A 24,022-nucleotide genomic window follows, 5' to 3' on the forward strand; every position below is an offset into this window, starting at 1 on the left:
CCGGCGCTCTGCCCGGTCAGACCGGAGCCTGCGGACGTGTCTGCCCGCTGAGGCTCCGGTTCCGGCCGCGGCGTCCGCGGATGCCCTTGGCCAGGACCCCGACGGCGCCTGCCAGGCAGTGGCCGCCCAGGACCAGCGGAATGATCACGAACCACGGGGTGTCCCAGAGCCCGCCCGCGTCTCCCGCGTACAGGACACCCGCGACGATCAGACAGGCCCCGGCCACCAGCCTCCCCGGCTGGAACTCATGACGCAGCACGGGTCACCTCCACCTGTCCCACGCCGACCTGGAGATCCAGGTCGAGCGTCCCGGCCCGCGCACCGGCCGAGGCAGGTGGCAGGGTCACCTGCTGGTGCTTGTCGGGTGCCACGTCCACGTCCTTCGCCTCGTCGCCCGGCAACTGGATGTCGCCCACCCCGACCTCGGCGGACAGCTTCACCGTGACGTCCGGCGGCACGATCACGTGCAGCCGGCCCACTCCCACACTCGCCTCCGCCGACACCGTTCCGCCGTCGGACAGGTCCAGCCGGGACAGGTCCAGGGTCCCGACGCCGTTGCCGAGGTCGTACTTCTGCCGCACGTCGGCCACCGCGGCGGGCCGCCACGTCGTGTGCGTCCACTGCGTGCCGATGTCCTTGGGGAGCACCGTCGCCCCCGCGAGCAGGGCGGCCGTGACGAACGCCAGGAGCACCGACCCCGCACCCGTACGCCCCAGGGCCGAGCTGACCGCGATGCCCACGCCGAACACGATGAGCGCGGCGGCCAGTCCCGCCTGCAGGCTGGTGCCGAGCGGATGCCCGTGCCAGGTCAGACCGGTGCCGAGGCCGCCCGCGACCAGGGCCAGCAGGAAGACCCAGCCGCCGATCCAGCGGGGTCCGCGCGCCCCGGTCCGCCGGGCCTGTGGGGTGCGCAGGTCGCCCTGGCCGCCGCCGTACGGGCCGCGGCTGGTGTCGACGGCCGCCGCGACGTCCCGCTCGCGCGAGTCCCCGGGGCCCCACAGATAGCCCGTGCCGCCGACATGCGTCCCGTCCTTGACGATCGGGTCGCGCCACCAGGACGGGTAGGCGCTGGGGACCGGTGGTGCCTGGGCCTCCGGCGGGGCGTCCGCCGCGGCCTGGGCGGCCAGCGGATCGGGGTCCGGGGCACCGCGCCGCTGCGACCAGTACCCCGCGCCCGCGAGGAGGAAGGAGAGGACGAAGGCGAAGGTCAGCACCCCGCCGTTGGTCAGCATCGACAGGAACACCCCGCAGCCGACCAGCGCGAACAGCACGGCGGCCAGCGCCTGACCGTCGACACGGCCGGTCAGGAGCTTGTGCACCTCGTTCTCGCTCTCGTCCTCGTACGGGACGAAGAGCCAGACGAAGCCGTAGAAGATCAGGCCTATGCCGCCGGTCGCGGCGAGGACCGCGAGGGTGATCCGGAAGATCACCGGGTCCATGTCGAAGTGCCGCCCGAGTCCGGAACACACCCCCGCGAGCGTCTTGAACCGCCGATCACGCCGGAACCCGTGCGGCGTCCCGGGCGAATCGGTCGCCCCGGTGCCGTCGGGTCCGCTCGTCCCTTCACCCGCTCCCGCCCGCTCGTGCGCGCGCGGCGGTCCCTCACCCGCACCCGCGGCGGCCGCGTCGGCGGGCGCGCCGGACGAGGCGTTCTCGTCGGGCACGGCGTCCGCGGCGTGCTGGTGATCAGTCATGGGTCCATGGTGACGGGCGAGCCGCCGTCGCGGCAGTCGGGATGACCCTGGCACGACCCTGATTTCGGCCCTGAGCCGCGGCGGGAAAACGTCCGAACCCCGCGAGCCCGGCTCACCGGCTCGGTGTGGCGAGATCAGGGGAGTCTCGGGGCTGCACCCTGATGCCCCGGCCCGCCGGTCCGTGTGACCATCGGTGGCATGCCGGAAGCCGCAACAGCGCCACTCGTCGAGCCGCGGCCCCCGCGCAAGCTCTACCGCAGCAGCGACGGACGCTGGCTGGGTGGCGTGGCGCGGGGGCTCGCCGGGCACCTCGGGCTGCCCGTGATCTGGGTGCGGCTGGTCTTCGTCGGCCTGTTCATGGCGAACGGCCTCGGCGCGCTGCTGTACGCCGCGTTCTGGTTCTTCGTCCCGCTCGGCGTGGGCGGTGTGGGCGACCAGAAGCCTCCGTCCCTCGTCAGCGCCGAGACCTCGCCCGAGGGCCGGCGCCGGCTCGTCGCCCGCAAGCCGGACAAGGGGCAGATCGTCGCCCTGCTGCTCATGGTCGCCGTGGCCATGGTCTTCGTCAGCAGTGTGAACCTGGGCAGTGGTGCCAAGGCGTACCTGCTGCCGGCCGTCCTGGTCGGCGCGGGTGTCGCCCTCGTCTGGCGGCAGGCGGACAACGCCCGCCGGGCCCGCTGGGTCGAGGTCGGGCGGCGCCGGCGCACGCTGTCCCTGCTGCGTGCCGTCGGCGGCGTACTGCTGGTCACCGCGGGCGTCTCCGGCATCTTCGTGCTCCAGGGCTCCGCCGCCCACCTCGGCTCGGTGCTCCAGGCGGCCCTGGCCGTCCTCGTCGGCATCACGCTGCTCGCCGGTCCCTATCTCGTCCGTATGACCCAGGACCTCTCCGAGGAGCGCCTGATGCGCATCCGCGCCCAGGAGCGCGCGGAGGTCGCCGCACACGTGCACGACTCGGTACTGCACACCCTGACCCTGATCCAGCGCAACGCGGAGAACGCGAACGAGGTGCGCAGACTCGCCCGCGCCCAGGAGCGCGACCTGCGCACCTGGCTCTACAAGCCCGAGGGCACCGGCAAGGACGAGGCCGACGAGCCGACCACCCTCGCCGACGCGGTGCGGCGCAACGCCGCCGAGGTCGAGGACAAGCACGGCGTCCCCATCGAGGTCGTGGTCGTCGGCGACTGCGCGCTCGACGAGCGCACCGGCGCACAGATGCAGGCCGCGAGGGAAGCAATGGTGAACGCCGCCAAGTACGGTGGCGAGGGCGGCGCCGTACAGGTCTACGCCGAGGTCGAGGGACAGACGGTCTTCGTGTCCGTCCGGGACCGCGGTCCCGGCTTCGACCTCGACTCGATACCCGCCGACCGCATGGGCGTCAGAGAATCGATCATCGGCCGCATGGAGCGGTACGGCGGCACGGCCCGGCTGCGGGCGGTGCCGGACGGCGGCACGGAGGTCGAGCTGGAGATGGAGAGGGTGGAGAAGACGTCATGAGCGATCCGACCGAGGCGATCGGTTCGGCGGGGGCGGAGCAGGCGGCCGGGCGCCACGTGCGCGTGGTCCTCGTCGACGACCACCGCATGTTCCGCACAGGCGTACAGGCCGAGATCGGACGGACCGACGAGACCGGTGTCGAGGTGGTCGGCGAGGCCGCCGACGTCGACCAGGCGGTCACGGTCATCACCGCGACCCGGCCCGAGGTGGTCCTGCTCGACGTCCACCTCCCGGGCGGCGGCGGCGTCGAAGTGCTCCGCCGCTGCGCCCCGTTGATGGCCGACGCCGAGCAGCCCGTCCGCTTCCTCGCCCTGTCCGTCTCGGACGCGGCGGAGGACGTGATCGGCGTGATCCGCGGCGGCGCCCGGGGGTACGTGACCAAGACGATCACCGGCACGGATCTCGTGGACTCCGTCTTCCGCGTCCAGGACGGCGACGCGGTCTTCTCCCCGCGCCTCGCCGGATTCGTCCTCGACGCCTTCGCCTCCACCGACGCCCCGCCCGTCGACGAGGACATGGACCGCCTCACCCAGCGCGAGCGCGAGGTGCTGCGGCTGATCGCCCGCGGTTACGCCTACAAGGAGATCGCCAAACAGCTCTTCATCTCGGTGAAGACGGTCGAGTCCCATGTCTCGGCGGTGCTGCGCAAGCTGCAGCTGTCCAACCGGCACGAGCTGACCCGGTGGGCGACGGCGCGACGACTGGTGTGAGCGGCGGGCGCCGGGGCCGCGGCCGTCGCCCCTAGCGGTGCTGTGCGATCGGCGCCGGCGCCAATACCCGCAGCGCCCACCGGTAGTGCCGTACGGCCTTCACCACGCCGATCAGGCCCGTCAGCCACAGGATCGTGCCGATGCCCAGGCCGAGGACGACCTCACTGTGGGCCGAGCGGCCGGGCGTCGCGCCCGCCGTGGCCGCGAGGGCCGCCCACAGGCCGGTCGCGCAGACCGTGAGGGACGACAGCAGCCAGAAGAGGCTGAGGCCGGGGGAGCGCAGACGGGCGTCCGTCGGCTGGTGGCGGTCCAGGGCGAGCCAGGCGTCGAGGAGCCGGCGTATCTGGTCGTCCCGGCGGACGGCGAGGACGACGGCGACGACGGGCGGGGTCAGAGCCGCCAGGCCGAGGAGCAGGAATACGGGTCCGAGGACGAGCCCCGTCGGGTCCTCCTCCTCGAACTGCTGGAGCGGCAGCACCAGCAGCGACCAGCCGATGATCGCCGCGAGCGCCAGCAGCCACAGCAGCAGCACCCGGTGCACGCCGAGGCTGCGCCGCCGCAGCTCCTCCAGCACTCGCCCCCGGTCGGCCAGCAGCGCTCCCCGGTCCGGCCAGGTCCGCACGTGCGCGGGCGGCGGGGGCGGCGGCAGCGTGGACGAGGACATCGGCACCCTTTCGGACGGCGCCGGGACGGCGACGGATCGGCGGACTGCGTACGGGAGGCACACCGCCATCCCGCGCGCCGACGCTACCGTGCCGCCGCGCTCATGCCCGTCCCGGCGCCGCCCCGCCCGGCCTCATCAGGCCATCCCCGAGCGGCTCTCGACCCCCTTCAGGCCCTTTGGTTCTCCCCTCACACACGGCACCCGGCAGGCGGGGCTCGCGGTACCCGTCACACCCGTCGCGGTCACGTCACACGACCCGGGTGGCCCCCGCGAACGGCATCTGGTCGATGGGCGCCAGCCGTACCGGCGCCGAGGGGTTCGGGGCGTGGATCATCTGTCCGTCGCCGACGTAGATCCCTACGTGGGTGATACCCGAGTAGAAGAACACCAGGTCGCCCGGGAGCAGTTCGGAGCGGGAGACCCGGCGGCCCGCGTCGATCTGCGCGTACGTCGTGCGGGGCAGGGAGAGGCCGGCGGCGCGGTACGCGGCCTGGGCGAGGCCCGAGCAGTCGAAGGCGTCCGGTCCGGTGGCGCCCCACACATAGGGGCTGCCGAGCTTCGAGTAGGCGTAGGAGACGGCGTCCGCCGCGCGGGAGTTGGGCGCGGCGGACGTGGCCGTCGTGCTCCCGGGTGCCGCCAGGCTGTCACGTCCGGCCGTCGACGCCCGCGAGGCCCGGCCGGAGCCTGCCGCCGTCGCCAGGTTCGCGCGGTCCGCGGCCGACAGCCGCGACAGCAGCTGACGCGCCTCGTCCAGTTTCCCGGTGATCGTCTCCTTGTTCCGCCGCAGCTCCGCCTGGCGTGACCTGAGCGAGGTCAGTTCGACGCGTGCGGCGCCGCGTAACCGCTCGATCTCCCGCAACTGTTTACGGACGCGGGCGACGGCGCCCGCCTGGCGGTCGCCGGCCCGTTCGGCGAAGGCGGCTCCGTCGAGGTACCGGTCGGGGTCGTCGGAGAGCGCGAGTCGCAGTGCGGGGTCGATGCCGCCGTCGCGGTACTGGGCCGCGGCGAGCGATCCCAGCGCGTCCCGCGCCGAGTTGAGCCGGTCCTCCCGGCGGGCCGCCTCGTCCCGCAGCGACGCCAGCCGTTTCTCGGCCGCCTGCGCCTTCTCCTGCGCGCCGTTGTACTTCTCGGTGGCCGCCTCGGCTTCCTGGTACAGCTTGTCCACCTTGGCCTTGACCTGCGCCGGTGTCAGATTCGGTGCGGCCTGACCGGTCCCGTCGAACGCCGTCGCGGTCGCCGCGCCCGCGAGGGCGAGGGTGGCGGCGGTACGGGCCGTATTGCCGCTGAGCGAGCGCCGGCGGGGCTTGCGGTGCGCTGCCACGTGGACTTGCACGTCCTTTCGTACGACCGCCTCATCCGTGGGACCGCCCGGCGGACGCACGGCCGCCAGGGGAGCGGACGCGCGTCCGCCGGAAGGCGGTCCACGCGTCCGGCGACGGCCCGCACAGGGGGAGCGAGCCGCCGCCGGACCTTCTCGGCGGTGGTGTCCGACTGCCGCCCCTGGCCCGGGCGGCGGTGGGGAGCCGGTCACCTGGGGGAGGACGCTAAACCCGTCTGTGTCGGTTGGGTAACGTCATGTGCGGAACTGGCGCGAGCGGATCGAACGGTGACCTCAAGTGGCGGGGCTCTCGGCGCGGAGCCGTCGACTTCACGCAGTGTGATGACCGATGTCGGGATTCCCGGACACGTTCGGGTGGCGCGGTGCTATGGCGCATATATGCAGTCGCCGCCGGAGGCGGTGGCCCGGTGTCGGGCGGCACGGGGGGCCCTCGTTAGGCTCCGGCCTCATGGACGTACTCATCCATCTCTTCGTCGGCCTGCACATCATCGGCATCGCCTCGCTCCTGGGCGGCTTCCTCACCCAGCTGAAGGCGATGGGCCGGGGGACCGCCCGCTTCGTCCCCGCGATGCTGCACGGCGCGGCGACGATGCTGGTCACCGGGGTGATCCTGGTCGGCCTCAACCAGGCGGACGACCAGCCGGTCAACAACATCAAGATCGGGGTGAAGCTGGCCCTGCTGATCGTGATCCTGGGCCTCGTCTACGTGAAGCGGGACGACGAGAAGGTGGACAAGGGCCTGTTCGGCCTGGTGGGCCTGCTGACCACGGCGAACGTCTTCATCGCGGTGCTGTGGACGTGACGCCGGCACGGACGGCCCCCGAGGCCGCCCGGACCGCCGCCACGGCCACCGCGAGCCAGACCGCCACGGCGATCCACAGCAGTACCTCCCCGACCGCCTTCAGCCACGGGACGCCGACGGCCGAGGCGACGGACAGCGCCGCCGTCGCCGTCATCCCCATCGGGAACGCGGTCGACCACCGGAGCACGTCGTAGCCCAGCCTCGGCCGCAGCAGCTCGGCCGCCAGCAGGACGACGTACCAGCACACGTCGAGCGCCAGCAGGCCGACGGTCATGACGCGCAGGGCGCCACGGTCGTCGTCGTTCCACAGGTACAGGCGCGGACCGTCGGCCGCGAGCAGCCGCGCCCCCGCCAGCGCCGAGATGGAGAGCGCCCCGCCGGCCACCCACTGGTCGCCGGCCCCCTCGACGGCCTGACGCAGGTCGAAGTGGGCCAGGCCCAGGCAGTAGAGCACCAGTCCGCACAGGAACAGCACCAGCGCCGCATGCGCGAGCCAGGCCGTCGACAGGGCCCCGGCGAGGGTGGCGCAGAGCACCGCGAGCCCCTGCGTGGCCACGCAGCCGAGGAACACCGCCCCCGGCATACGGCGCTCCCAGTGCCGTAGGACGACGACGAGCAGCACCGGCCACAGCACAGCGGCGAGGGCCAGCAGAGCCTCGGCCAGGGTCTGCCGGCCCAGCACCGAGAAGCGGGTGCCGAGCACGGCGGTCGCGGCGACCGAGGTGAGCGCGGCGGGCGTGCACGCGCAGCTCACCCAGTTCTCCCGCGCCCACAGCAGCTGTACGGCGAAGCCCGCCGCCAGTGCCAGCCAGGCGGCGCAGGCGAGCACCAGGGCGGTCCGGGACAGGACCTCGTACCCCGTCAGCTGGAGCGCGACCGACAGGATGCCGGTCGCCAGCACGGCGGCCCCGGCCGCCGGCCGGCCGTGCGCCCACCAGGCGCGAAGGGGGGAGGTACGCGGCATGCGGCCGATGCTAAGGAGCACCGCGCGTGTTGCGAGCGGGGCACGCGCGCGGGCGCCCGAAAGTACGCGCGGGCGCAGGCAGGCTCGTCAGGCGGGGCGCACCACGCTGTGGATCCCCGACTCGCCGTCGTAGTAGATCGACTCCTCGCGGACGTACGCGCCGGGCTTGGGGGCGTGGATCATCATCCCGTTGCCGATGTAGACGCCCACATGGCTGACGTCGTCGTAGAAGAAGACCAGGTCACCGGGCTGGGCGGCGGAGAGGGAGACGGTGGTGCCGGCGTTCACCTGGTCGTAGGTGGTGCGCGGGAGGGTGACGCCGGCGGCCTTCCAGGCGGCCTGGGTGAGGCCGGAGCAGTCGTAGGAGCCGGGTCCCGTCGCGCCCCAGACGTAGGGCTTGCCGATCTGCGCGCGGGCGAAGGCGAGCGCCTTCTCGGCCTTGGTGCCGTAAGGGGAGTCGGCCCCGGACGAGGACGAGGACGAGGACGACGACGAGGAAGAGGAGGCGGACGGGTCCGAGCCCGGTGCCGCCGTGCTCTCCCGCGCGGCCGCTGCCGCCACCGCTGCCTGCCGCTTCGCGAGTTCCGCCGCCTTGCGCGCGGCCTCCGCCTGCTGCCGCTTCTCGATCTCGGCCAGCCGGGCCTTCTCCTGCGCCGTCAGCTTCGACAGCAGCACGCGCGCGTCGGCGAGCTTCCGCTGGACGGTCGCCTTGGCCGTCTTCAGGTCGTCCTGCGAGTCGGTGAGCGTCCGTAGGCTCTCGGCGGCCTCCTGGCGCTTCTTCATCGTCGCGGACTGTTCGGTGACGTAGTCGTCGACCGCGCCCTTCTGGCGCGTGGTCAGGCGGCTCATCAGCTGAGCCTGGTCGAAGTAGTCCTGCGGGGAGTCCGCGAGCAGGAGGGTCGCGGTGTCGGGCGCGGTGGCGCCGGTGCGGTACTGCGCCGCGGCGAAGGAGCCGAGCTCCTCGCGTGCCTCGTTGAGCTTCTGGGTGCGCCGGGCGACGTTGTCGAGGAGGGTGTCCACGCGCTTGCGCTGCTTGCCTGACTGCTCTTTGGCCGCGTTGTACCTCTCGGTCGCCGACTCCGCCTGGCGGTACAGGTCGTCCACCTTCTTCTCGACCTCTTCGAGGCTCGGCTTGCCGTCGTCGGCCGAGGGGGTGGCGTCGGCGGTCTGGGAGAGCAGGGCGACGGAGGTGAGTGCCGCCGTGGCGAGGGCGGGGGTCCGTATGCCTGCTACGCGCGTAGCTGCTGGACGCGACTTGCGGTGCGACGCCAAGGGAGGCGACTCCTTCCACGTTCCGCCTACCGGGTTAGCTGTCGGGTTCGGGCGGATGGATCGGAAGGGTTGCCCTACGGCCGCTCCCCGACGGGAAGCCGGGCCGATTCACCCCGGGTCTCGGTTGGGTCCCCGGCTCCGGTCGCCGCGGGGGCGTACCGAACTCGGCGGAGGGCCGCGCGGCCCGGCGAGGTTCGCCGGAGGGGGTCGTGCGGCCTGTTGGGCACGCTAGCCAACTCGTGTGGCCTCTGTGAAGGTTGATGGGTGATATGTCCGATACATTTTCGTGACCTCAGGTCAGGATGTTGTTCACCTTGATTGATCAGTGGCTTTTCTGGTGATGTGTCCGTAAGTGGGCGGATGATGCTTCGGTCGCGCTGCCGGGGGGCAAGTCGATCGCGGACGGTGTCGGGGCCGTTCCGGAAGGTGAAAAGGTGCCGGGCGCCCGATTCCGGGGGGATGTTCTCAGGGCGGCGGCGGGTTGTCGGTGGGGCGCCCTAGACTCGGAGAGCGATGAGCAGCCTCTTTGACGACAGCTTCCTGGCGGATCTCCAGGCCCCCCGGGCCCATGGGGAGGAACCCCCGCCGCCGCCCGAGGACGAGCACGTACCGGAGCCGATTCCGGACGACCTGTTCGGCGGGAAGTTCGACGCGCCGCCGGACCGGGACGCCTACTACCGCGACGGCGCCCCACGCCCGGCGATCGACCCGGCCTCCCTGCTGGAGGGGCTGAACGAGAACCAGCGCGCGGCCGTCGTCCACTCCGGCACCCCGCTGCTCATCGTGGCCGGCGCGGGGTCCGGCAAGACCCGCGTGCTCACCCACCGCATCGCCCACCTGCTCGGCGAGCGGCACGTGCATCCGGGCCAGATCCTCGCGATCACCTTCACCAACAAGGCCGCGGGCGAGATGAAGGAGCGCGTCGAGCACCTCGTCGGCCCGCGCGCGAACGCGATGTGGGTGATGACCTTCCACAGCGCGTGCGTGCGCATCCTGCGCCGCGAGAGCAAGAAGCTCGGCTTCACGTCGTCCTTCTCGATCTACGACGCCGCAGACTCCAAGCGCCTGATGGCCCTGGTCTGCCGGGACCTGGACCTCGACCCCAAGCGCTTCCCGCCGAAGTCCTTCAGCGCCAAGATCTCCAACCTGAAGAATGAGCTGATCGACGAGGAGGACTTCGCCGCCCAGGCCACCGACGGCTTCGAGAAGACCCTCGCCCAGGCCTACGCCATGTACCAGTCGCGGCTGCGCGAGGCCAACGCGCTCGACTTCGACGACCTGATCATGACGACGGTCAATCTGCTGCGCGCGTTCCCGGACGTCGCCGAGCACTACCGCCGTCGCTTCCGGCACGTGCTCGTCGACGAGTACCAGGACACCAACCACGCCCAGTACGCCCTGGTGCGCGAGCTCGTCGGCACCGCCGAGCACCCCGTGGACGTGCCGCCTGGCGAGTTCGACCTCCAGCCCGCCGAACTGTGCGTCGTGGGTGACGCCGACCAGTCGATCTACGCCTTCCGCGGCGCGACCATCCGCAACATCCTCCAGTTCGAGGAGGACTACCCGAACGCGACGACGATCCTGCTGGAGCAGAACTACCGCTCCACGCAGACGATCCTCTCCGCCGCCAACGCCGTCATCGAGCGCAACGAGTCCCGCCGCCCCAAGAACCTGTGGACCAACGCGGGCGCGGGCGCGAGCATCACCGGGTACGTCGCCGACACCGAGCACGACGAGGCGCAGTTCGTCGCCGACGAGATAGACCGTCTCACGGACGCCGGGCAGGCGAAGTCCGGCGACGTCGCCGTGTTCTACCGCACCAACGCCCAGTCCCGTGTCTTCGAGGAGATCTTCATCCGCGTCGGCCTGCCCTACAAGGTCGTCGGCGGCGTCCGCTTCTACGAGCGCAAGGAGGTCCGGGACGTCCTGGCCTACCTGCGCGTCCTGGCCAACCCGGAGGACTCGGTCCCGCTGCGCCGCATCCTCAACGTGCCCAAGCGCGGTATCGGCGAGCGCGCCGAGGCGATGATCGACGCGCTCTCCCAGCGCGAGAAGATCAGCTTCCCGCAGGCGCTGCGACGCGTCGACGAGGCCTACGGCATGGCCGCGCGCTCCACGAACGCCGTGCAGCGCTTCAACGCGCTGATGGAGGATCTCCGTACGATCGTCGAGTCCGGCGCGGGCCCGGCGACGGTCCTGGAGGCCGTCCTCGAACGGACCGGATACCTGGCCGAGTTGCAGGCCTCCACCGACCCGCAGGACGAGACCCGCATCGAGAACCTCCAGGAACTCGCCGCCGTCGCGCTGGAATTCGAGCAGGAGTCCGGTGAGGGCGAGGCGGCGGGCGGGCTCTCCGACTTCCTGGAGCGGGTCGCCCTGGTCGCCGACTCCGACCAGATCCCCGACGAGGAGGACGGCGACGGCGTCATCACGCTGATGACCCTGCACACCGCCAAGGGCCTGGAGTTCCCGGTCGTCTTCCTGACCGGCATGGAGGACGGCGTCTTCCCGCACATGCGCGCCCTCGGCCAGGCCAAGGAACTGGAGGAGGAGCGCCGCCTGGCGTACGTCGGGATCACCCGCGCGCGGGAGCGGCTCTACCTCACGCGGTCGGCGATGCGCAGCGCCTGGGGGCAGCCGTCGTACAACCCGCCCTCCCGGTTCCTGGAGGAGATCCCGCCGGCCCACCTGGAGTGGAAGCGGACCGGGGCCACGGCGCCGCTGTCCTCCGGACCGGCCGCGGGGCTCGCGTCGTCGCTGTCGTCGTCGCGCTCGCGTTCGTCGGCGGCGGGCGCGTCCGGCTTCGCCACGCGCAGGGCCGCGGAGAAGCCGGTGGTGGCCCTGGCCGTCGGTGACCGCGTCACGCACGACCAGTTCGGGCTCGGCACGGTCGTCGGGGTGAAGGGCACGGGCGGGAACGCCGAGGCGACGATCGACTTCGGGGACACCAAGCCGAAGCGGCTGCTGCTGCGGTACGCGCCGGTGGAGAAGCTCTGACGGCCACGAGGTGAGCCCCCGGCGCTGTGCCGGGGGCTTCGTGGGTACTCCCCACGCGCGCGTCGCGTGGGATGTGCAGCGTGGGGACGCTCGGCGCGGCCGGGTCTACGTCGGGTCGAGGCCGTGACTGCGCAGCCAGGGGAGCGGGTCTATCGCCGAGCCGCCGCTGGGCCGGACCTCGAAGTGCAGGTGCGGACCGGTCGAGTTGCCCGAGTTCCCCGAGTACGCGATCGGGTCGCCGGCCTTCACCGTCGTACCGGAGGCGACGCGGTAGGTGGAGAGGTGGCAGTACCAGGTCTCCGTGCCGTCCATCGCCGTCACGATCATCATGTTGCCGTAGGCGCTGTTCCACTGCGTCCGGACGGTTCCGTCGGTCGCGGACATCACCGAGGTGCCGTAGGAGACCGGGAAGTCGATGCCGGTGTGCACCGACATCCAGTTGACACCGGCCTGGCCGAAGTAGGCACTGAGGCCCTGCTGTTCGACCGGGAGGGCGTACTTGGGCCGCAGCCGCTCCTTGCGGGCCGCCTCCGCCGCCGCCCTCTTCTTCTCGGCGACCTGCTGGGCCTTGAGGTCGATGCGCTCCTGCGTCCGGCTGGCCCGGTCGCGGAAGTCGTCCGCGCCGGCGGAGAGGCTTTCGAGCTGGACGTCCAGCTTGTTGTTGGCGGCGGACGGCTTCACCGCCTGCGCGTCCGACGCCGACGCCGTCGTCTCCTTGCCGTCGTCCGTCATGGTGCCGACGGAGGCGGCCGCGATTCCGGCGACACCCATCACACACACCGAGGGCACCGCCACCGTCAGCAGCGCGGAACGCTTCGGGGGCGGACGGCGGCGGGAGCGGGACGCCGCACGCGGGGCCGGGACCGGGGCGATCTCCTCCTGGTCGTCGAGGAGCGGCGCCACGGCGGGGAGTTCGCCGGTGGAGTCCGACTCGTCCGCCGCCTCGGCCGGTTCGCCGTCCGGGGCGGGTGACTCGTCGCCGTCCGTGTTCCACTGCGTGGCGTCGTAGGCGCCGGTGTCGAAGGCCTGCGTGCCCCATTCCCATTGCTGGGTCGGGTCGGCCAGAGCCTCGGGCGCGTCTGCCTGCACCCAGGTGTTCGTGTCCCACTCGCCGGAGGCGTCGGAGGCCGTGGCCTGCGGCGGGACGGTGGACAGCTGCTGGTGTTCGGCGGACCAGGCGGTCGTCTCGTACGCGCCCGTGTCGTAGGCGGCGTGGTGCTGGGCCGCGTACGGGTCGTAGTTCAGGGTCTGGTGCGCGTCGGTCGACCACTGGCTCGCGTCGTACGCGCCGGTCTCATGACCGGTGCCGTGCCCCGCGCCGTGCCCACCGTCGTACGCGCCGGTGGCATAGGCGGTGCCGGAGTCGTAGGAGCCGAGGTCGTGGGAGCCGAAGTCGTGGCTGTTGCCGGGGAGATCACCGAAGAGGGGGTCGCTCGCGAAGGCCGCGGTCGCGTGGGCGCCGGTGTCGAAGCTGCCGGTGCCGAAACCGTTCGCGTCGTAGCCGACGCCGTACGTGGTGAAGTCGCCGTACTGGGCTTCCTCGGTGCCGTACGGCGCGTAGTGCGCCGCGGCGGCGTCGGAAGCCGGAGCCGGGGTGGTCATGGTCCCCGACGGGTGACGGTCGTTCACCAACTTCTCTTTCGCCTCGACAACAGGGGCTGCCAGAGCAGTGCGGTGACTGTACCCGGCGGTACGCGGGCACGACAATCTTCGGCAGGTTTCGTGCGCGCAGGAAACGGGCATTCGGCCGTGTTTCGGGGGACTGCGGGCACGACTTTGGCCTTGTGTTCGAGGATTGTTCGAGTTCGAGGCGCCCTCAGACCCCGCTGAGTCGACCGCGCCGGGCCACTGTCAGGGTGAAGTGCGCCCTATGTCTGTTATCTCCGTCGGCTCTCACGCCACGGTCGCGTCACCGGTGTGCGCGCCGGTGCCGGCGCCGACGTCCACCACCGGCTCCCGTGCGGTGTCGAGAGCCTGTCGTATGCCGGTCGCGACCGCCGGATGCACGGGCAGGGCGAGATGACCGATCCCGCTCACCCGCACGTTGTGCGCCAGCAGATCAGGGTGGTCGATGCAGGCGGCCTCCAGCGGGTCCATCACATGGTCGAGGTCGCTCCAGAAGCTGACGAACTGCGTACGGCAGCCGGGCGCGGGCAGGGCCAGCTCCTGAATGACCTCCGAGCCGGGGCGCATCTGGCGCACGATGGGGTGGGCGTTCGCCAGCGGCGCGACCCGGGTGCCGGCGTGCGGGGTGCCGAGCGTGACCAGGGTGCGCACGCGCAGGTCGCCGCCGAGCCGCTGCGCGTAGTACCGCGCGATCAGTCCGCCGAGGCTGTGTCCGACGATGTCGACCTGCTCGCTGCCCGTGCGCGCGCAGATCTCCTCGATGTGCCGGCCGAGCAGTTCCGCGGCGGTGCGGATGTCGCAGGTGAGCGGCGAGTAGTTGAGGGACATCACCTGGTGACGGCCGTGCTGGGCCAGACTGCGGCGCAGCAGGACGAACACGGAGCGGTTGTCGATGAAACCGTGCAGCAGGACGACAGGGGGGTCGGAGCGGGTCGGCAGCTGAGGGGTGGCCAGGGCGTCCGGGATGTCCGGGGCCGCCGAGGCGTGCCGCTCCTGGGCGATGCCGGAGGGATAGAGAAGGAGGTGCCCCGCCAGGATCGCGATCTCCAGGGCGGTGGCCTTCAGCAGAGTGACGGAGAGCCCCGCCAGCCTGGTCGGCAGAAGCCATTGACAGAGGGGCAGAAAGGGCGGCAGCGCCCGGGTGACCTTCATGGCCGACCTCCTGTCGGCACACCGAGGACGTCTCTGTCCCCCGTGTGCTCTCGTGGAAGTCGCTGAGGCTGTCGGTACGGGGTGCGCCGGGTGCGCTGTCGTTCCGTGCGGCTCGTGCTCTGTGGCTCTGAGAGCCGTGTTCTTCGCGGCCCCGAGGGCCGTGCTCTGCGCTCTCTGTGCGTTCTGCGCTCTCTGTGCTGCTGTGCGTGCTCCGTGTCTCGTGTGCTGGGTGCTCTGGTGCGCTTCTGTATGCCCGGCGTTCCTGTGTCGACTCGCCGCACCGCCACGGCGCGCGGCCTTGCGGCGCGGTGGCACGGCGACCTCGTTGCGGCTCCCTTGCGCGGTTTCCCTCCGGGCCCTGGGCCGCAGGAGCATGCGGCTCGTGGGCCGCGGAGACTCGGAAGGTGCGCGGCGAACGTGTCCCATCGTGTGATTTCCCCCTCGGTCGCCTCCGCGAAACTGCCGGTTACGGGATGCTGGCGATAACGTTCGTTCACTTCCCTTGCGGTGCGGCCTGTGCGGTACTCGTCTGCAGGGATGAATGCATTCGCTTCATGGAGGCAGTGATGGGTGTGGCAGCCGGTCCGATCCGCGTCGTGGTGGCCAAGCCGGGGCTCGACGGCCACGACCGCGGGGCCAAGGTGATCGCGCGGGCCCTGCGCGACGCGGGCATGGAGGTCATCTACACCGGGCTCCACCAGACTCCGGAGCAGATCGTCGACACCGCGATCCAGGAGGACGCCGACGCGATCGGGCTGTCCATCCTCTCCGGCGCCCACAACACGCTCTTCGGCGCCGTGATCGACCTGCTCAAGGAGCGGGACGCGGAGGACATCCTCGTCTTCGGCGGCGGGATCATCCCCGAGGCGGACATCCCGCCGCTGAAGGAGAAGGGCGTCGCGGAGATCTTCACGCCCGGGGCGACGACGGCGTCGATCGTGGACTGGGTCCGGGCGAACGTACGACAGCCCGCGGGCGCGTAGCGGCTCCCCTACGGTCGGTGGGTGTCGGGGTGGTACGAGACGGCCGCCCCCAGCTCCTGCGCCATCGCCGCGCGCAGGCGCAAGGTGGTGACCAGGCGCTGGAACGCCTCCGCCCAGTACCCCCCGGCTCCCGGCGACGCGTCCTCCGACTCGTCGGGTATCGCCAGCAGGCCGTCCAGCCGGCTCGCCTCGGCCGGGTCGAGACAGCGCTCGGCCAGTCCCATCACCCCGCTGAAGCTCCACGGGTAGCTTCCGGCGTCCCGCGCGATGTTCAGCGCGTCGACCACCGCCCGCCCGAGCGGCTCCGCCCACGGCACCGCGCACACCCCGAGCAGCTGGAACGCCTCGGACAGCCCGTGCGCGGCGATGAACCCGGCGACCCACCCGGCCCGCTCGCCCGCTGACAGCGTGGCCAGCAGCTTCGCCCGCTCGGCGAGGGACACCGCCCCCGGCCCGCCCGCCTCGGGCGCCGACGCCACCCCCAGCAGGGCTCGCGCCCACCCGGCGTCCCGTTGACGCACCGCCGCCCGGCACCACGCCGCGTGCAGCTCGCCCTGCCAGTCGTCCGCCACCGGCAGCGCCACGATCTCCCGCGGGGAGCGTCCGCCGAGCCGCGCGGACCAGGTGGCGAGCGGCGCCGCCTCCACCAGCTGGCCCAGCCACCAGGACCTTTCCCCGCGGCCTGCCGGCGCCTTGGCCACGACACCGTCGCGTTCCATGTCCGGGCCGCACTCGTGCGGCGCCTCCACCGTCAGCATCGGCGCGGCCCGCATGTGGTCCACGGCCACACACGCCCCGGCCCGCACCGCCATCCGCGCGGCCAGCGCCGAACCCGGCAGCGCCGACAGCAGCTCCGCCGCCGTCGCCCGCACGTTCCGGCTCCGGTCGGCCAGGGACTGCTCCAGGAAGGGCTCGTCCCGCGGACCGAGGCCCGTGCGCAGGGAGTCCAGGAACATCAGCCGGTCCTCCGCACGCTCCGTCGCCCAGGTCGTCGCGAGCAGGTCGCGCGCCGCCGCGGGCTCGCGGGCCCGGATCGCCGACAGCAGGGCGACCCGCTCGGCGAACAGACCCTCCTCCCACAGTTGCCGGATCCTGTCGCTCTCCTCGGGGCCCGGCAGGTCCGCACCGCCGCCCGGGGCCGCGCGCAGGGCGAACCGCCAGTCCCGGTTCAGCCGGGCCAGCCACATGGCGCGCGGACCAGCGAACGTCAGCGCCGCCGGCCGCAGGTCCGTACGGCCGCGGGCCGCGTCCAGCAGCGCGGGCAACGCCTGCGGCGGCGCGGCGAATCCCTGGGAGTTCGCCACCGTGAGCCACTGGGGCAGCAGCTCCATCAGGTCCGGTGCCGTACCCCTGCGGCCTGTAGCGCCCGCGCCGGAACGGTCGGCCAGCAGCATGGTCAGTCTGCGGGCCGCCGCGCCGGGCAGCGCCGGGCGTGGGTCGACGGGAGCCGGTTCCGGGCGCCGTGCCGCGCGGGCGGGCCGCAGCCCGGCCCGCCGTCGTACGGTCGCCACGGCGGCCGCGTCCAACAGCGCCGTCGGCGCGTCTCGGCCTCGGCCCGGCACGGAGGCGACAGGCGTACGCGGGCTACGGGGTGTGCGCCGGTCCGTGCCCAGCAGCGCGGTGGTGACCAGATCCTCCCAGGCGCCCGGCGCGGGCGGGTCCACGGGAGCGGGCGTCCGGTTCATGCGGGTCCTTTCCGTGGACGGGGGTTGTGTGTCTGGAGGTGGGGGTCGGGCGTCCGTGGATGGGGGTTGCGCGTCCGGAGGTGGGGGTGGGATGTCCACGGATGGTGGCTGTGCGTCCGGAGACGGGGGGCGGGCGCTCGCGGACAGGTGCTGTGTGTCCGGAGATCCGGGTTCGGCGTCCACGGTCGATGGCCGTGAGCCCGCAGTCGGGGGCCGCGAGGTGACCGGTGTTTCAGCACAGCGACACCGCCTCGCCCCGGTCGTCCGGCCAGACCGTGAGCGGAGTGAAGCCCCGGTGGCCGCACTCGCCGAAGACCTTGACGGGGCCCCCGCCCGAGAGGGCGACCAGGCGCCACAGGCCCGGACGGGACAGGGCGGTGGGGGTGAGCGGCAGGGCCGTGTCCTCGTCGGCGTCCGCCAGCTGCCAGGACTCGCCGTCCGGGACCGGTATCACCCGGTCCAGCGTCACCGGGACCGAGTCAAGCCAGGGGTCGTCCCGCAGGGCCGCGCCGTAGCGCTCCGCCGCCTGCGTCGTCGTCATTCCCGGTGGCCGCACCGCCGTCGGGGCGGGGGGCGTGAACTGTTCGCCCAGGGCCACCCGTGGCTGCCCGGCACCCGGATAGGCGGACACCTCCGCCTCGAGGGACAGGCCCACCGGCAGCGCGAGTTCGGGTGCCCGGCCGGCGGCACCGTAAGAGAGGAGCAGTGCCGTGCGCCGCGACGCGGTGCCGTGCAGCCAGATCCGGCGGGTCGTCAGTTTCGGGTCCGCCGTGTCGTACTGGGCGAGGACCAGCCAGTGGTCGCGCAGCGGTGGGCCGTCCGCCGGGCCGGACAGGCCGACTCGGGAGCGGACCGTCGCCGCCAGGCCGTCCGGCAGCCGCTCGCGGCGCAGCCAGCCCTGGTCGAGGAGATGGAGCAGCGCGCACTCCTCCAGCAGACGCACGGGCCAGCCGGGTCCGGACGCCGGGATCGCCCCCAACTCCCGCACCCGGGCGGCCAGCCCGGACGCCTGCGCGTCGACCATGCGGGCCGCCGTCTCCTCCCACAGCCCGTACCCCGCCTGTTCCGCCGTGGCCAGGCCGCCGCGCAGCAGGTCCGTCAGCCGCTGCTCCAGCTCCGTCGCCCCCGCCGTGATCCGCTCGGCCCGGCGCTCCGCCCTGCGCCGTGCCGCCTCGGGATCACCGGTCCCGGGCGCGGAACTCCCGGCGGGTGCCGTCCGTTTGTCCTGCGCCCGCTTCCTTCTCCCCTCCAGCCACTCCCCGGCCCAGGCCGGCGGCTGTCCCGGCGGCACCGCGCCGTCCGCGCCCGCCCAGAGCAGCAGCAGCCCGAGCGCGTGCTTGCACGGGAACTTGCGGCTCGGACAACCGCACTTGTACGCCGGGCCGGACGCGTCCGCGACGTCGACCACCGTCTGGTACGGCTTGCTGCCGCTGCCCTTGCACAGTCCCCACACCGCCCCCTCGTCGGAGCTGCCCGCCTCGGACCACGGCCCGGCCGCGCCGAGCTTGCTCCCCGCCTTGCGTGAAGCGGCGTCAGGTGCCAGTGCCAGCACCTGGTCCGCCGTCCAGCGCACCCCCTGCTGAGTCATGTCATCGAAGGTAGATCCCCCCACTGACAATCGGCCCCCCGAGCCGGATCGCGGGGCGTTCGCGCAGGTCGGAACGCGTTGTCAGTGCCGTGGTGCACGGTGGACACCAGATCCGAACCGGCCGAGCTGGAGGGGGCCTCAGCCATGACTGTGTCCGTGGAACCGTCGGTGGTCGATCCGCCCGCGCAAGAGACCGGCGGGGTGTTGCGGCCGCACGCCGAGGACGCCTTCGCCGCCGAACTCGCGGCGCTGGCCGGTCAGGACGACCGTCCGCGTCCGGCCCGCTGGAAGCTGTCGCCGTGGGCGGTGGCCACCTATCTGCTCGGCGGCACCCTGCCCGACGGCACGGTGATCACGCCGAAGTACGTGGGCCCGCGCCGCCTCGTCGAGGTCGCCGTCACCACCCTCGCCACCGACCGCGCCCTGCTCCTGCTCGGTGTGCCCGGCACCGCGAAGACCTGGGTCTCCGAGCACCTGGCCGCGGCGGTCAGCGGCGACTCCACCCTGCTGGTGCAGGGCACGGCCGGCACCCCGGAGGAGGCGATCCGTTACGGCTGGAACTACGCGCAGTTGCTCGCCCACGGCCCGAGCCGCGACGCCCTCGTGCCCAGCCCCGTCATGCGGGCCATGGCGGAGGGGATGACCGTCCGCGTCGAGGAGCTGACCCGTATCCCCGCGGACGTACAGGACACGCTCATCACGATCCTGTCCGAGAAGACCCTGCCGATACCGGAACTGGGCCAGGAGGTGCAGGCGATCCGGGGGTTCAACCTGATCGCCACGGCCAACGACCGCGACCGCGGGGTCAACGAGCTGTCCAGCGCGCTGCGCCGCCGCTTCAACACGGTGGTGCTGCCACTGCCGGAGAGCGTCGAGATGGAGGTCGACATCGTCGCGCGTCGCGTCGACCAGATCGGCCGCTCTCTCGACCTGCCGGCCGCGCCCGACGGCATCGACGAGATCCGCCGTGTCGTGACCGTCTTCCGCGAACTGCGCGACGGCGTCACCGCCGACGGCCGGACGAAGGTGAAGTCGCCCAGCGGCACGCTGTCCACCGCCGAGGCGATCTCCGTCGTCACCAACGGCCTGGCGCTGGCCGCCCACTTCGGCGACGGCGTGCTGAGGGCGGGCGATGTCGCCTCGGGCATCCTCGGCGCCGTGGTCCGCGACCCGGCCGCCGACCGGGTCGTCTGGCAGGAGTACCTGGAAGCGGTCGTACGCGAGCGGGACGGCTGGAAGGACTTCTACCGGGCCTGCCGGGAGGTGAGCGGGTGAACGGCGCGTGGCGGAGGTTCCCGGTCCGGGTCAGGGTCCCGGGACGGCGAGAACAAGGGGGAGCGGAAAGGGGAGTGGGATGACGACCGGTGCGGGGCCGGGCCCGCTGCTGCTCGGCGTACGGCACCACGGGCCGGGGTCGGCGCGGGCCGTACGGGCGGCGCTGGAGGCGGCGCGGCCGGGAGCGGTGCTGATCGAGGGGCCGCCCGAGGCCGACGCCCTGATCCCGCTGGCCGCCGACGAGGACATGCGGCCGCCGGTCGCCCTCCTCGCCCACGCCGTGGACGAGCCCGGCCGTTCGGCGTTCTGGCCGCTGGCCGAGTTCTCCCCGGAGTGGGTGGCGATCCGCTGGGCCCTGGAACACGGGGTGACGGCCCGCTTCATCGACCTGCCCGCCACCCACAGCCTGGCGTGGGTGAGGGAGCCGGACGACGACGGTGAACAGGGGGAGGTCACCGAGCGGGAGGAAGGCGGGGACAGGGAACGCGAACAAGGCCACGCCAAGGAGCGCGAAGAAGGGGAGGGCGCGCAGCGCGCCTCCGCCTCCGACGTCCGGATCGACCCGCTCGGCGTGCTCGCCTCGGTCGCCGGACACGACGATCCCGAGCGCTGGTGGGAGGACGTCGTCGAGCATCGGGGTGCGGGGGAGGGGGACGTGTTCGCTCCGTTCGTGGCGTTGGAGGAGGCCATGGGAGCGCTGCGGGAGACGTACGGCGGCGGCGGCCACGACCGCGATCCCGTGCGGGAGGCGTACATGCGGCTCCAGGTGCGCGCGGCGCAGCGGGAGTTCGGGGACGACGGTGTCGCCGTGGTGTGCGGGGCCTGGCACGTGCCCGCGCTGCGGCGCAGGACCACCGCGGCCGCCGACCGGGCGCTGCTGAAGGGGCTGCCCAAGGTCAAGGCGGACCTGACCTGGGTGCCGTGGACGCACCGCAGACTGTCGCGGGTCAGCGGGTACGGCGCGGGCATCGACTCGCCTGGCTGGTACGGGCATCTGTTCGGCGCGCCGGACCGGCCGGTGGAGCGGTGGATGACCAAGGTCGCCGGACTGCTCCGCGAGGAGGACCGGCTCGTCTCCTCCGCACACGTCATCGAGGCGGTGCGGCTCGCCGGGACGCTCGCCGCCATGCGGGGCCGCCCGCTGCCCGGGCTGAGCGAGACCACCGACGCCGTACGGGCGGTGATGTGCGAGGGATCGGACGTGCCGCTGGCGCTGGTGCACGACCGGCTGGTCGTGGGGGACGTGCTGGGGGAGGTGCCGCGGACGGCACCGGCGGTGCCGTTGCAGCGCGACCTCGACCGGTCGCAGCGTCGGCTCCGGCTGAAACCGGAGGCGCTGGAGCGGGAGCTGGAGCTCGATCTGCGCAAGGAGACCGACGCGGGCCGCAGCAGACTGCTGCACCGGCTGCGGCTGCTGCGCGTCGACTGGGGCGAGCCTGCCGCCTCGCGGGGCAGCACGGGCACGTTCCGGGAGACATGGCGGCTGCGCTGGGAGCCGGAACTGTCGGTCCGGGTCGCCGAGGCCGGGGTGTGGGGGACCACCGTGCCCGCGGCGGCGACGGGGAAGGCGGAGGCGGACGCCGTCGGCGCGCGGAGCCTCGCCGACGTCACCGCACTCGCCGAGCACTGCCTGCTGGCCGACCTGCCCGACGCGCTGCCCACGGTCATGCGGATCCTCGCCGACCGCGCGGCCCTCGACACGGACGTCGGTCACCTCGCCCAGGCCTTGCCCGCCCTGGTCCGCTCACTGCGCTACGGCGACGTACGCGGCACCGACACCGGGGCGCTCGCCGAGGTCGCCGCCGGCCTCGCCGAGCGGATCTTCGTCGGCCTGCCCCCGGCCTGCGTAGGACTCGACACCGACGCGGCCGAGGAGATGCGGTGTCATGTGGACGCGGTGCACGGGGCGGTGGTCCTGCTGGCCGAGGATCCCGCACCGCACCACGGCGACCTGCGCGGGCGCTGGCAGGGGGTGCTCAGGGTGCTGTCGGCGCGGGACACCGTTCCCGGCGTGGTCCGGGGGCGGGCCGTGCGGCTTCTGCTGGACGACGGGGAACTGGCGCAGGGCGAGGCCGCACGGCTCATGGGGCTCGCGCTGTCACCGGGAACGCCCCCCGCCGACGCGGCCGCGTGGATCGAGGGGTTCGTCGGCGGCGGGGGCGGGATGCTCCTCGTGCACGACGAACGGCTGCTCGGCCTGGTCGACGGCTGGCTGACCGGGGTGCCGGCGAGTGCGTTCACGGACGTACTGCCGCTGCTGCGGCGCACCTTCTCGGCGTACGAACCGGGGGTGCGCAGAGCACTCGGCGAACTGGTGCGGCGCGGGCCCGGAGAACGGCGGAGCGCGGAGGGCGCCACGGGCTCCGGCCCACCCGGCTTCGCCCCGGAACCGGACACCGCGCGCGCGGACGCCGTGGAGCCGGTGGTGCGGCTGCTGCTCGGCCTGGACACCGCTGACGAGCGGGCCGAGGACGACGACCTGATGGGGGTGGGCACATGACGACCGAGTCGACGGACCGCACGGACCCGGCGCGGGAGCGGCTGCGGCGCTGGCGGCTCGTCCTCGGCGGTGACTCCGCCGACGGCACCGGGTGCGCGCTGTCCGGTCAGGACTCCGCGATGGACGGAGCGCTCACCGCGCTCTACGGGAAAGGGGACAGACCGCGGTCGGGGCGGGACCGTGCGGCGGGACTGGGGGCGTCGGCGCCGTCCGTGGCCCGCTGGCTCGGGGACATCCGGACGTACTTCCCCTCCTCCGTCGTGCAGGTCATGCAGCGTGACGCCATCGACCGGCTCGGGCTCTCCGCGCTCCTGCTGGAACCGGAGATGCTGGCGGCGGTGGAGGCCGACGTGCACCTCGTCGGCACGCTGCTCTCGCTCAACAAGGCGATGCCCGAGACGACGAAGGAGACCGCGCGGGCCGTCGTGCGCAAGGTCGTCGAGGACCTGGAGAAGCGGCTCGCCACGCGCACCCGGGCCACGCTCACCGGAGCCCTCGACCGCAGCGCCCGCGTCAGCCGGCCGCGCCATCACGACATCGACTGGAACCGCACGATCGCGGCCAACCTCAAGCACTATCTGCCGGAGTACCGGACGATCGTGCCGGAGCGGCTCATCGGGTACGGGCGTGCCTCGCAGTCGGTGAAGAAAGAGGTCGTCCTCTGTATCGACCAGTCCGGCTCGATGGCGGCATCGGTCGTCCACGCGTCCGTGTTCGGAGCGGTGCTGGGGTCCATGCGGTCGATCAGCACGCGGCTCGTCGTCTTCGACACGGCGGTCGTCGACCTCACCGACCTGCTCGACGACCCCGTCGACGTCCTCTTCGGGACACAGCTCGGCGGTGGTACGGACATCAACAGGGCGCTCGCCTACTGCCAGTCCCGGATCACCCGGCCGGCGGACACGGTGGTCGTGCTGATCAGCGACCTCTACGAAGGCGGGATACGGAACGAGATGCTCAAGCGGGTGGCCGCGATGAAGGCGTCGGGGGTGCAGTTCGTGACGCTGCTCGCGCTGTCGGACGAGGGGGCGCCCGCGTACGACCGGGAGCACGCGGCCGCGCTCGCCGCGCTGGGAGCACCGGCGTTCGCCTGCACACCCGACCTGTTCCCGGAGGTGATGGCGGCGGCGATCGAGAAGCGGCCGATACCGGTGCCGGACAGTCAGTGAGCACCGATCGACAGGAGGCACGGGAGGGAGGCACGGAGCGAGACACGGCAGAGTCATGGGAAGTTGCGCAGGACGGACCGGGAGGGGCACAACCCGAGGGCGGGATCAAAT

General features: G+C 72.8%; 18 protein-coding genes and 1 riboswitch. Of the genes, 8 read left to right on the forward strand and 10 right to left on the reverse strand.

Translation table 11 applies throughout. The features are described 5' to 3' along the window. Positions 1–16: 16 nt before the first annotated feature. Together ACFV0T_RS10195 and ACFV0T_RS10200 are read right to left on the reverse strand one after the other, a co-directional pair. On the reverse strand, positions 17–259 hold the full coding sequence (locus ACFV0T_RS10195; RefSeq protein ID WP_385776487.1) for a hypothetical protein: 243 nt from the start codon (positions 257–259) through the stop codon (positions 17–19). Next, positions 246–1,694: a PspC domain-containing protein gene (locus tag ACFV0T_RS10200; RefSeq protein WP_385776489.1), complete on the reverse strand. Its 1,449-nt coding sequence runs from the start codon at positions 1,692–1,694 to the stop codon at positions 246–248. Before ACFV0T_RS10200 ends, ACFV0T_RS10195 begins: the two co-directional genes overlap by 14 nt. 198 nt (positions 1,695–1,892) lie before the next feature. Here ACFV0T_RS10200 and ACFV0T_RS10205 point away from each other — a divergent pair, with 198 nt between their 5' ends. Both ACFV0T_RS10205 and ACFV0T_RS10210 read left to right on the forward strand, forming a co-directional pair. Then, positions 1,893–3,185 (forward strand): PspC domain-containing protein, encoded by a 1,293-nt coding sequence (locus ACFV0T_RS10205; RefSeq protein WP_385776491.1) that lies wholly within the window; start codon positions 1,893–1,895, stop codon positions 3,183–3,185. Continuing rightward, positions 3,182–3,895 carry a LuxR C-terminal-related transcriptional regulator gene (locus tag ACFV0T_RS10210; protein WP_385776493.1) on the forward strand — a complete coding sequence of 238 codons (714 nt, stop codon included), beginning with the start codon at positions 3,182–3,184 and terminating at the stop codon, positions 3,893–3,895. Before ACFV0T_RS10205 ends, ACFV0T_RS10210 begins: the two co-directional genes overlap by 4 nt. A gap of 31 nt (positions 3,896–3,926) precedes the next feature. On the opposite strand, the gene ACFV0T_RS10215 is transcribed toward ACFV0T_RS10210, so the two are convergent. Next, positions 3,927–4,559, reverse strand: a complete 633-nt coding sequence (locus ACFV0T_RS10215) for a hypothetical protein (protein ID WP_385776495.1) — start codon at positions 4,557–4,559, stop codon at positions 3,927–3,929. 247 nt (positions 4,560–4,806) lie between these two features. Beyond that, complete coding sequence (locus ACFV0T_RS10220) at positions 4,807–5,880, reverse strand: NlpC/P60 family protein (protein ID WP_385776497.1); 1,074 nt, start codon at positions 5,878–5,880, stop codon at positions 4,807–4,809. A 466-nt stretch (positions 5,881–6,346) separates the two neighbouring features. Between ACFV0T_RS10220 and ACFV0T_RS10225 the strand changes: the two genes are divergently transcribed. Beyond that, positions 6,347–6,700 carry a hypothetical protein gene (locus tag ACFV0T_RS10225; protein WP_385776499.1) on the forward strand — a complete coding sequence of 118 codons (354 nt, stop codon included), beginning with the start codon at positions 6,347–6,349 and terminating at the stop codon, positions 6,698–6,700. Here the strand turns inward: ACFV0T_RS10225 and ACFV0T_RS10230 are convergent. Continuing rightward, positions 6,678–7,664: a tellurite resistance/C4-dicarboxylate transporter family protein gene (locus tag ACFV0T_RS10230; RefSeq protein ID WP_385776501.1), complete on the reverse strand. Its 987-nt coding sequence runs from the start codon at positions 7,662–7,664 to the stop codon at positions 6,678–6,680. The genes ACFV0T_RS10225 and ACFV0T_RS10230 overlap by 23 nt on opposite strands. An 87-nt stretch (positions 7,665–7,751) precedes the next feature. Further along, positions 7,752–8,936 carry an NlpC/P60 family protein gene (locus ACFV0T_RS10235; RefSeq protein ID WP_385776503.1) on the reverse strand — a complete coding sequence of 395 codons (1,185 nt, stop codon included), beginning with the start codon at positions 8,934–8,936 and terminating at the stop codon, positions 7,752–7,754. Positions 8,937–8,943: 7 nt separating this feature from the next. Next, a riboswitch (cyclic di-AMP (ydaO/yuaA leader) is annotated at positions 8,944–9,102 on the reverse strand. Between the two features lie 347 nt (positions 9,103–9,449). On the opposite strand from ACFV0T_RS10235, the gene pcrA reads away from it, so the two are divergent. Then, positions 9,450–11,933: a DNA helicase PcrA gene (gene pcrA / locus ACFV0T_RS10240; protein WP_385776505.1), complete on the forward strand. Its 2,484-nt coding sequence runs from the start codon at positions 9,450–9,452 to the stop codon at positions 11,931–11,933. A 105-nt stretch (positions 11,934–12,038) separates the two neighbouring features. On the opposite strand, the gene ACFV0T_RS10245 is transcribed toward pcrA, so the two are convergent. Next, positions 12,039–13,676 carry a M23 family metallopeptidase gene (locus ACFV0T_RS10245; RefSeq protein WP_385776507.1) on the reverse strand — a complete coding sequence of 546 codons (1,638 nt, stop codon included), beginning with the start codon at positions 13,674–13,676 and terminating at the stop codon, positions 12,039–12,041. Positions 13,677–13,826: 150 nt separating this feature from the next. After that, complete coding sequence (locus ACFV0T_RS10250) at positions 13,827–14,711, reverse strand: esterase/lipase family protein (protein WP_385776509.1); 885 nt, start codon at positions 14,709–14,711, stop codon at positions 13,827–13,829. Positions 14,712–15,277: 566 nt separating this feature from the next. Here ACFV0T_RS10250 and ACFV0T_RS10255 point away from each other — a divergent pair. Next, positions 15,278–15,694 (forward strand): cobalamin B12-binding domain-containing protein, encoded by a 417-nt coding sequence (locus ACFV0T_RS10255; protein WP_351143578.1) that lies wholly within the window; start codon positions 15,278–15,280, stop codon positions 15,692–15,694. Positions 15,695–15,702: 8 nt separating this feature from the next. On the opposite strand, the gene ACFV0T_RS10260 is transcribed toward ACFV0T_RS10255, so the two are convergent. Next, entirely contained in the window at positions 15,703–17,379 is a 1,677-nt protein-coding gene (locus ACFV0T_RS10260; RefSeq protein WP_385776511.1) for a DUF5691 domain-containing protein, read from the reverse strand. 232 nt (positions 17,380–17,611) lie between these two features. Next, the gene (locus tag ACFV0T_RS10265) at positions 17,612–18,967 is read right to left on the reverse strand and encodes an SWIM zinc finger family protein (protein ID WP_385776513.1); all 1,356 of its coding nucleotides are present in this window, start codon (positions 18,965–18,967) and stop codon (positions 17,612–17,614) included. Between the two features lie 144 nt (positions 18,968–19,111). On the opposite strand from ACFV0T_RS10265, the gene ACFV0T_RS10270 reads away from it, so the two are divergent. From ACFV0T_RS10270 to ACFV0T_RS10280, 3 genes are all read left to right on the forward strand, one after another. Beyond that, the gene (locus tag ACFV0T_RS10270; protein WP_385776515.1) at positions 19,112–20,242 is read left to right on the forward strand and encodes an AAA family ATPase; all 1,131 of its coding nucleotides are present in this window, start codon (positions 19,112–19,114) and stop codon (positions 20,240–20,242) included. 79 nt (positions 20,243–20,321) lie between these two features. Further along, the gene (locus ACFV0T_RS10275) at positions 20,322–22,742 is read left to right on the forward strand and encodes a DUF5682 family protein (protein WP_385776517.1); all 2,421 of its coding nucleotides are present in this window, start codon (positions 20,322–20,324) and stop codon (positions 22,740–22,742) included. Continuing rightward, complete coding sequence (locus ACFV0T_RS10280) at positions 22,739–23,911, forward strand: VWA domain-containing protein (protein WP_385776519.1); 1,173 nt, start codon at positions 22,739–22,741, stop codon at positions 23,909–23,911. Before ACFV0T_RS10275 ends, ACFV0T_RS10280 begins: the two co-directional genes overlap by 4 nt. The last annotated feature ends 111 nt before the right edge of the window (positions 23,912–24,022 follow it).

The sequence above is a fragment of the Streptomyces sp. NPDC059582 genome (genome assembly GCF_042735715.1).
In the GTDB taxonomy this organism is placed as follows: domain Bacteria; phylum Actinomycetota; class Actinomycetes; order Streptomycetales; family Streptomycetaceae; genus Streptomyces.

What these genes read in the sequence shown, in the direction of transcription:
- ACFV0T_RS10200 (WP_385776489.1), bottom strand. Translation starts at nt 1,694, where the DNA reads ATGACTGATCACCAGCACGCCGCGGACGCCGTGCCCGACGAGAACGCC.
- ACFV0T_RS10205 (WP_385776491.1), top strand. Translation starts at nt 1,893, where the DNA reads ATGCCGGAAGCCGCAACAGCGCCACTCGTCGAGCCGCGGCCCCCGCGC.
- ACFV0T_RS10210 (WP_385776493.1), top strand. Translation starts at nt 3,182, where the DNA reads ATGAGCGATCCGACCGAGGCGATCGGTTCGGCGGGGGCGGAGCAGGCG.
- ACFV0T_RS10215 (WP_385776495.1), bottom strand. Translation starts at nt 4,559, where the DNA reads ATGTCCTCGTCCACGCTGCCGCCGCCCCCGCCGCCCGCGCACGTGCGG.
- ACFV0T_RS10225 (WP_385776499.1), top strand. Translation starts at nt 6,347, where the DNA reads ATGGACGTACTCATCCATCTCTTCGTCGGCCTGCACATCATCGGCATC.
- ACFV0T_RS10230 (WP_385776501.1), bottom strand. Translation starts at nt 7,664, where the DNA reads ATGCCGCGTACCTCCCCCCTTCGCGCCTGGTGGGCGCACGGCCGGCCG.
- pcrA (WP_385776505.1), top strand. Translation starts at nt 9,450, where the DNA reads ATGAGCAGCCTCTTTGACGACAGCTTCCTGGCGGATCTCCAGGCCCCC.
- ACFV0T_RS10245 (WP_385776507.1), bottom strand. Translation starts at nt 13,676, where the DNA reads ATGCCCGTTTCCTGCGCGCACGAAACCTGCCGAAGATTGTCGTGCCCG.
- ACFV0T_RS10250 (WP_385776509.1), bottom strand. Translation starts at nt 14,711, where the DNA reads ATGAAGGTCACCCGGGCGCTGCCGCCCTTTCTGCCCCTCTGTCAATGG.
- ACFV0T_RS10255 (WP_351143578.1), top strand. Translation starts at nt 15,278, where the DNA reads ATGGGTGTGGCAGCCGGTCCGATCCGCGTCGTGGTGGCCAAGCCGGGG.
- ACFV0T_RS10260 (WP_385776511.1), bottom strand. Translation starts at nt 17,379, where the DNA reads ATGAACCGGACGCCCGCTCCCGTGGACCCGCCCGCGCCGGGCGCCTGG.
- ACFV0T_RS10265 (WP_385776513.1), bottom strand. Translation starts at nt 18,967, where the DNA reads ATGACTCAGCAGGGGGTGCGCTGGACGGCGGACCAGGTGCTGGCACTG.
- ACFV0T_RS10270 (WP_385776515.1), top strand. Translation starts at nt 19,112, where the DNA reads ATGACTGTGTCCGTGGAACCGTCGGTGGTCGATCCGCCCGCGCAAGAG.
- ACFV0T_RS10275 (WP_385776517.1), top strand. Translation starts at nt 20,322, where the DNA reads ATGACGACCGGTGCGGGGCCGGGCCCGCTGCTGCTCGGCGTACGGCAC.
- ACFV0T_RS10280 (WP_385776519.1), top strand. Translation starts at nt 22,739, where the DNA reads ATGACGACCGAGTCGACGGACCGCACGGACCCGGCGCGGGAGCGGCTG.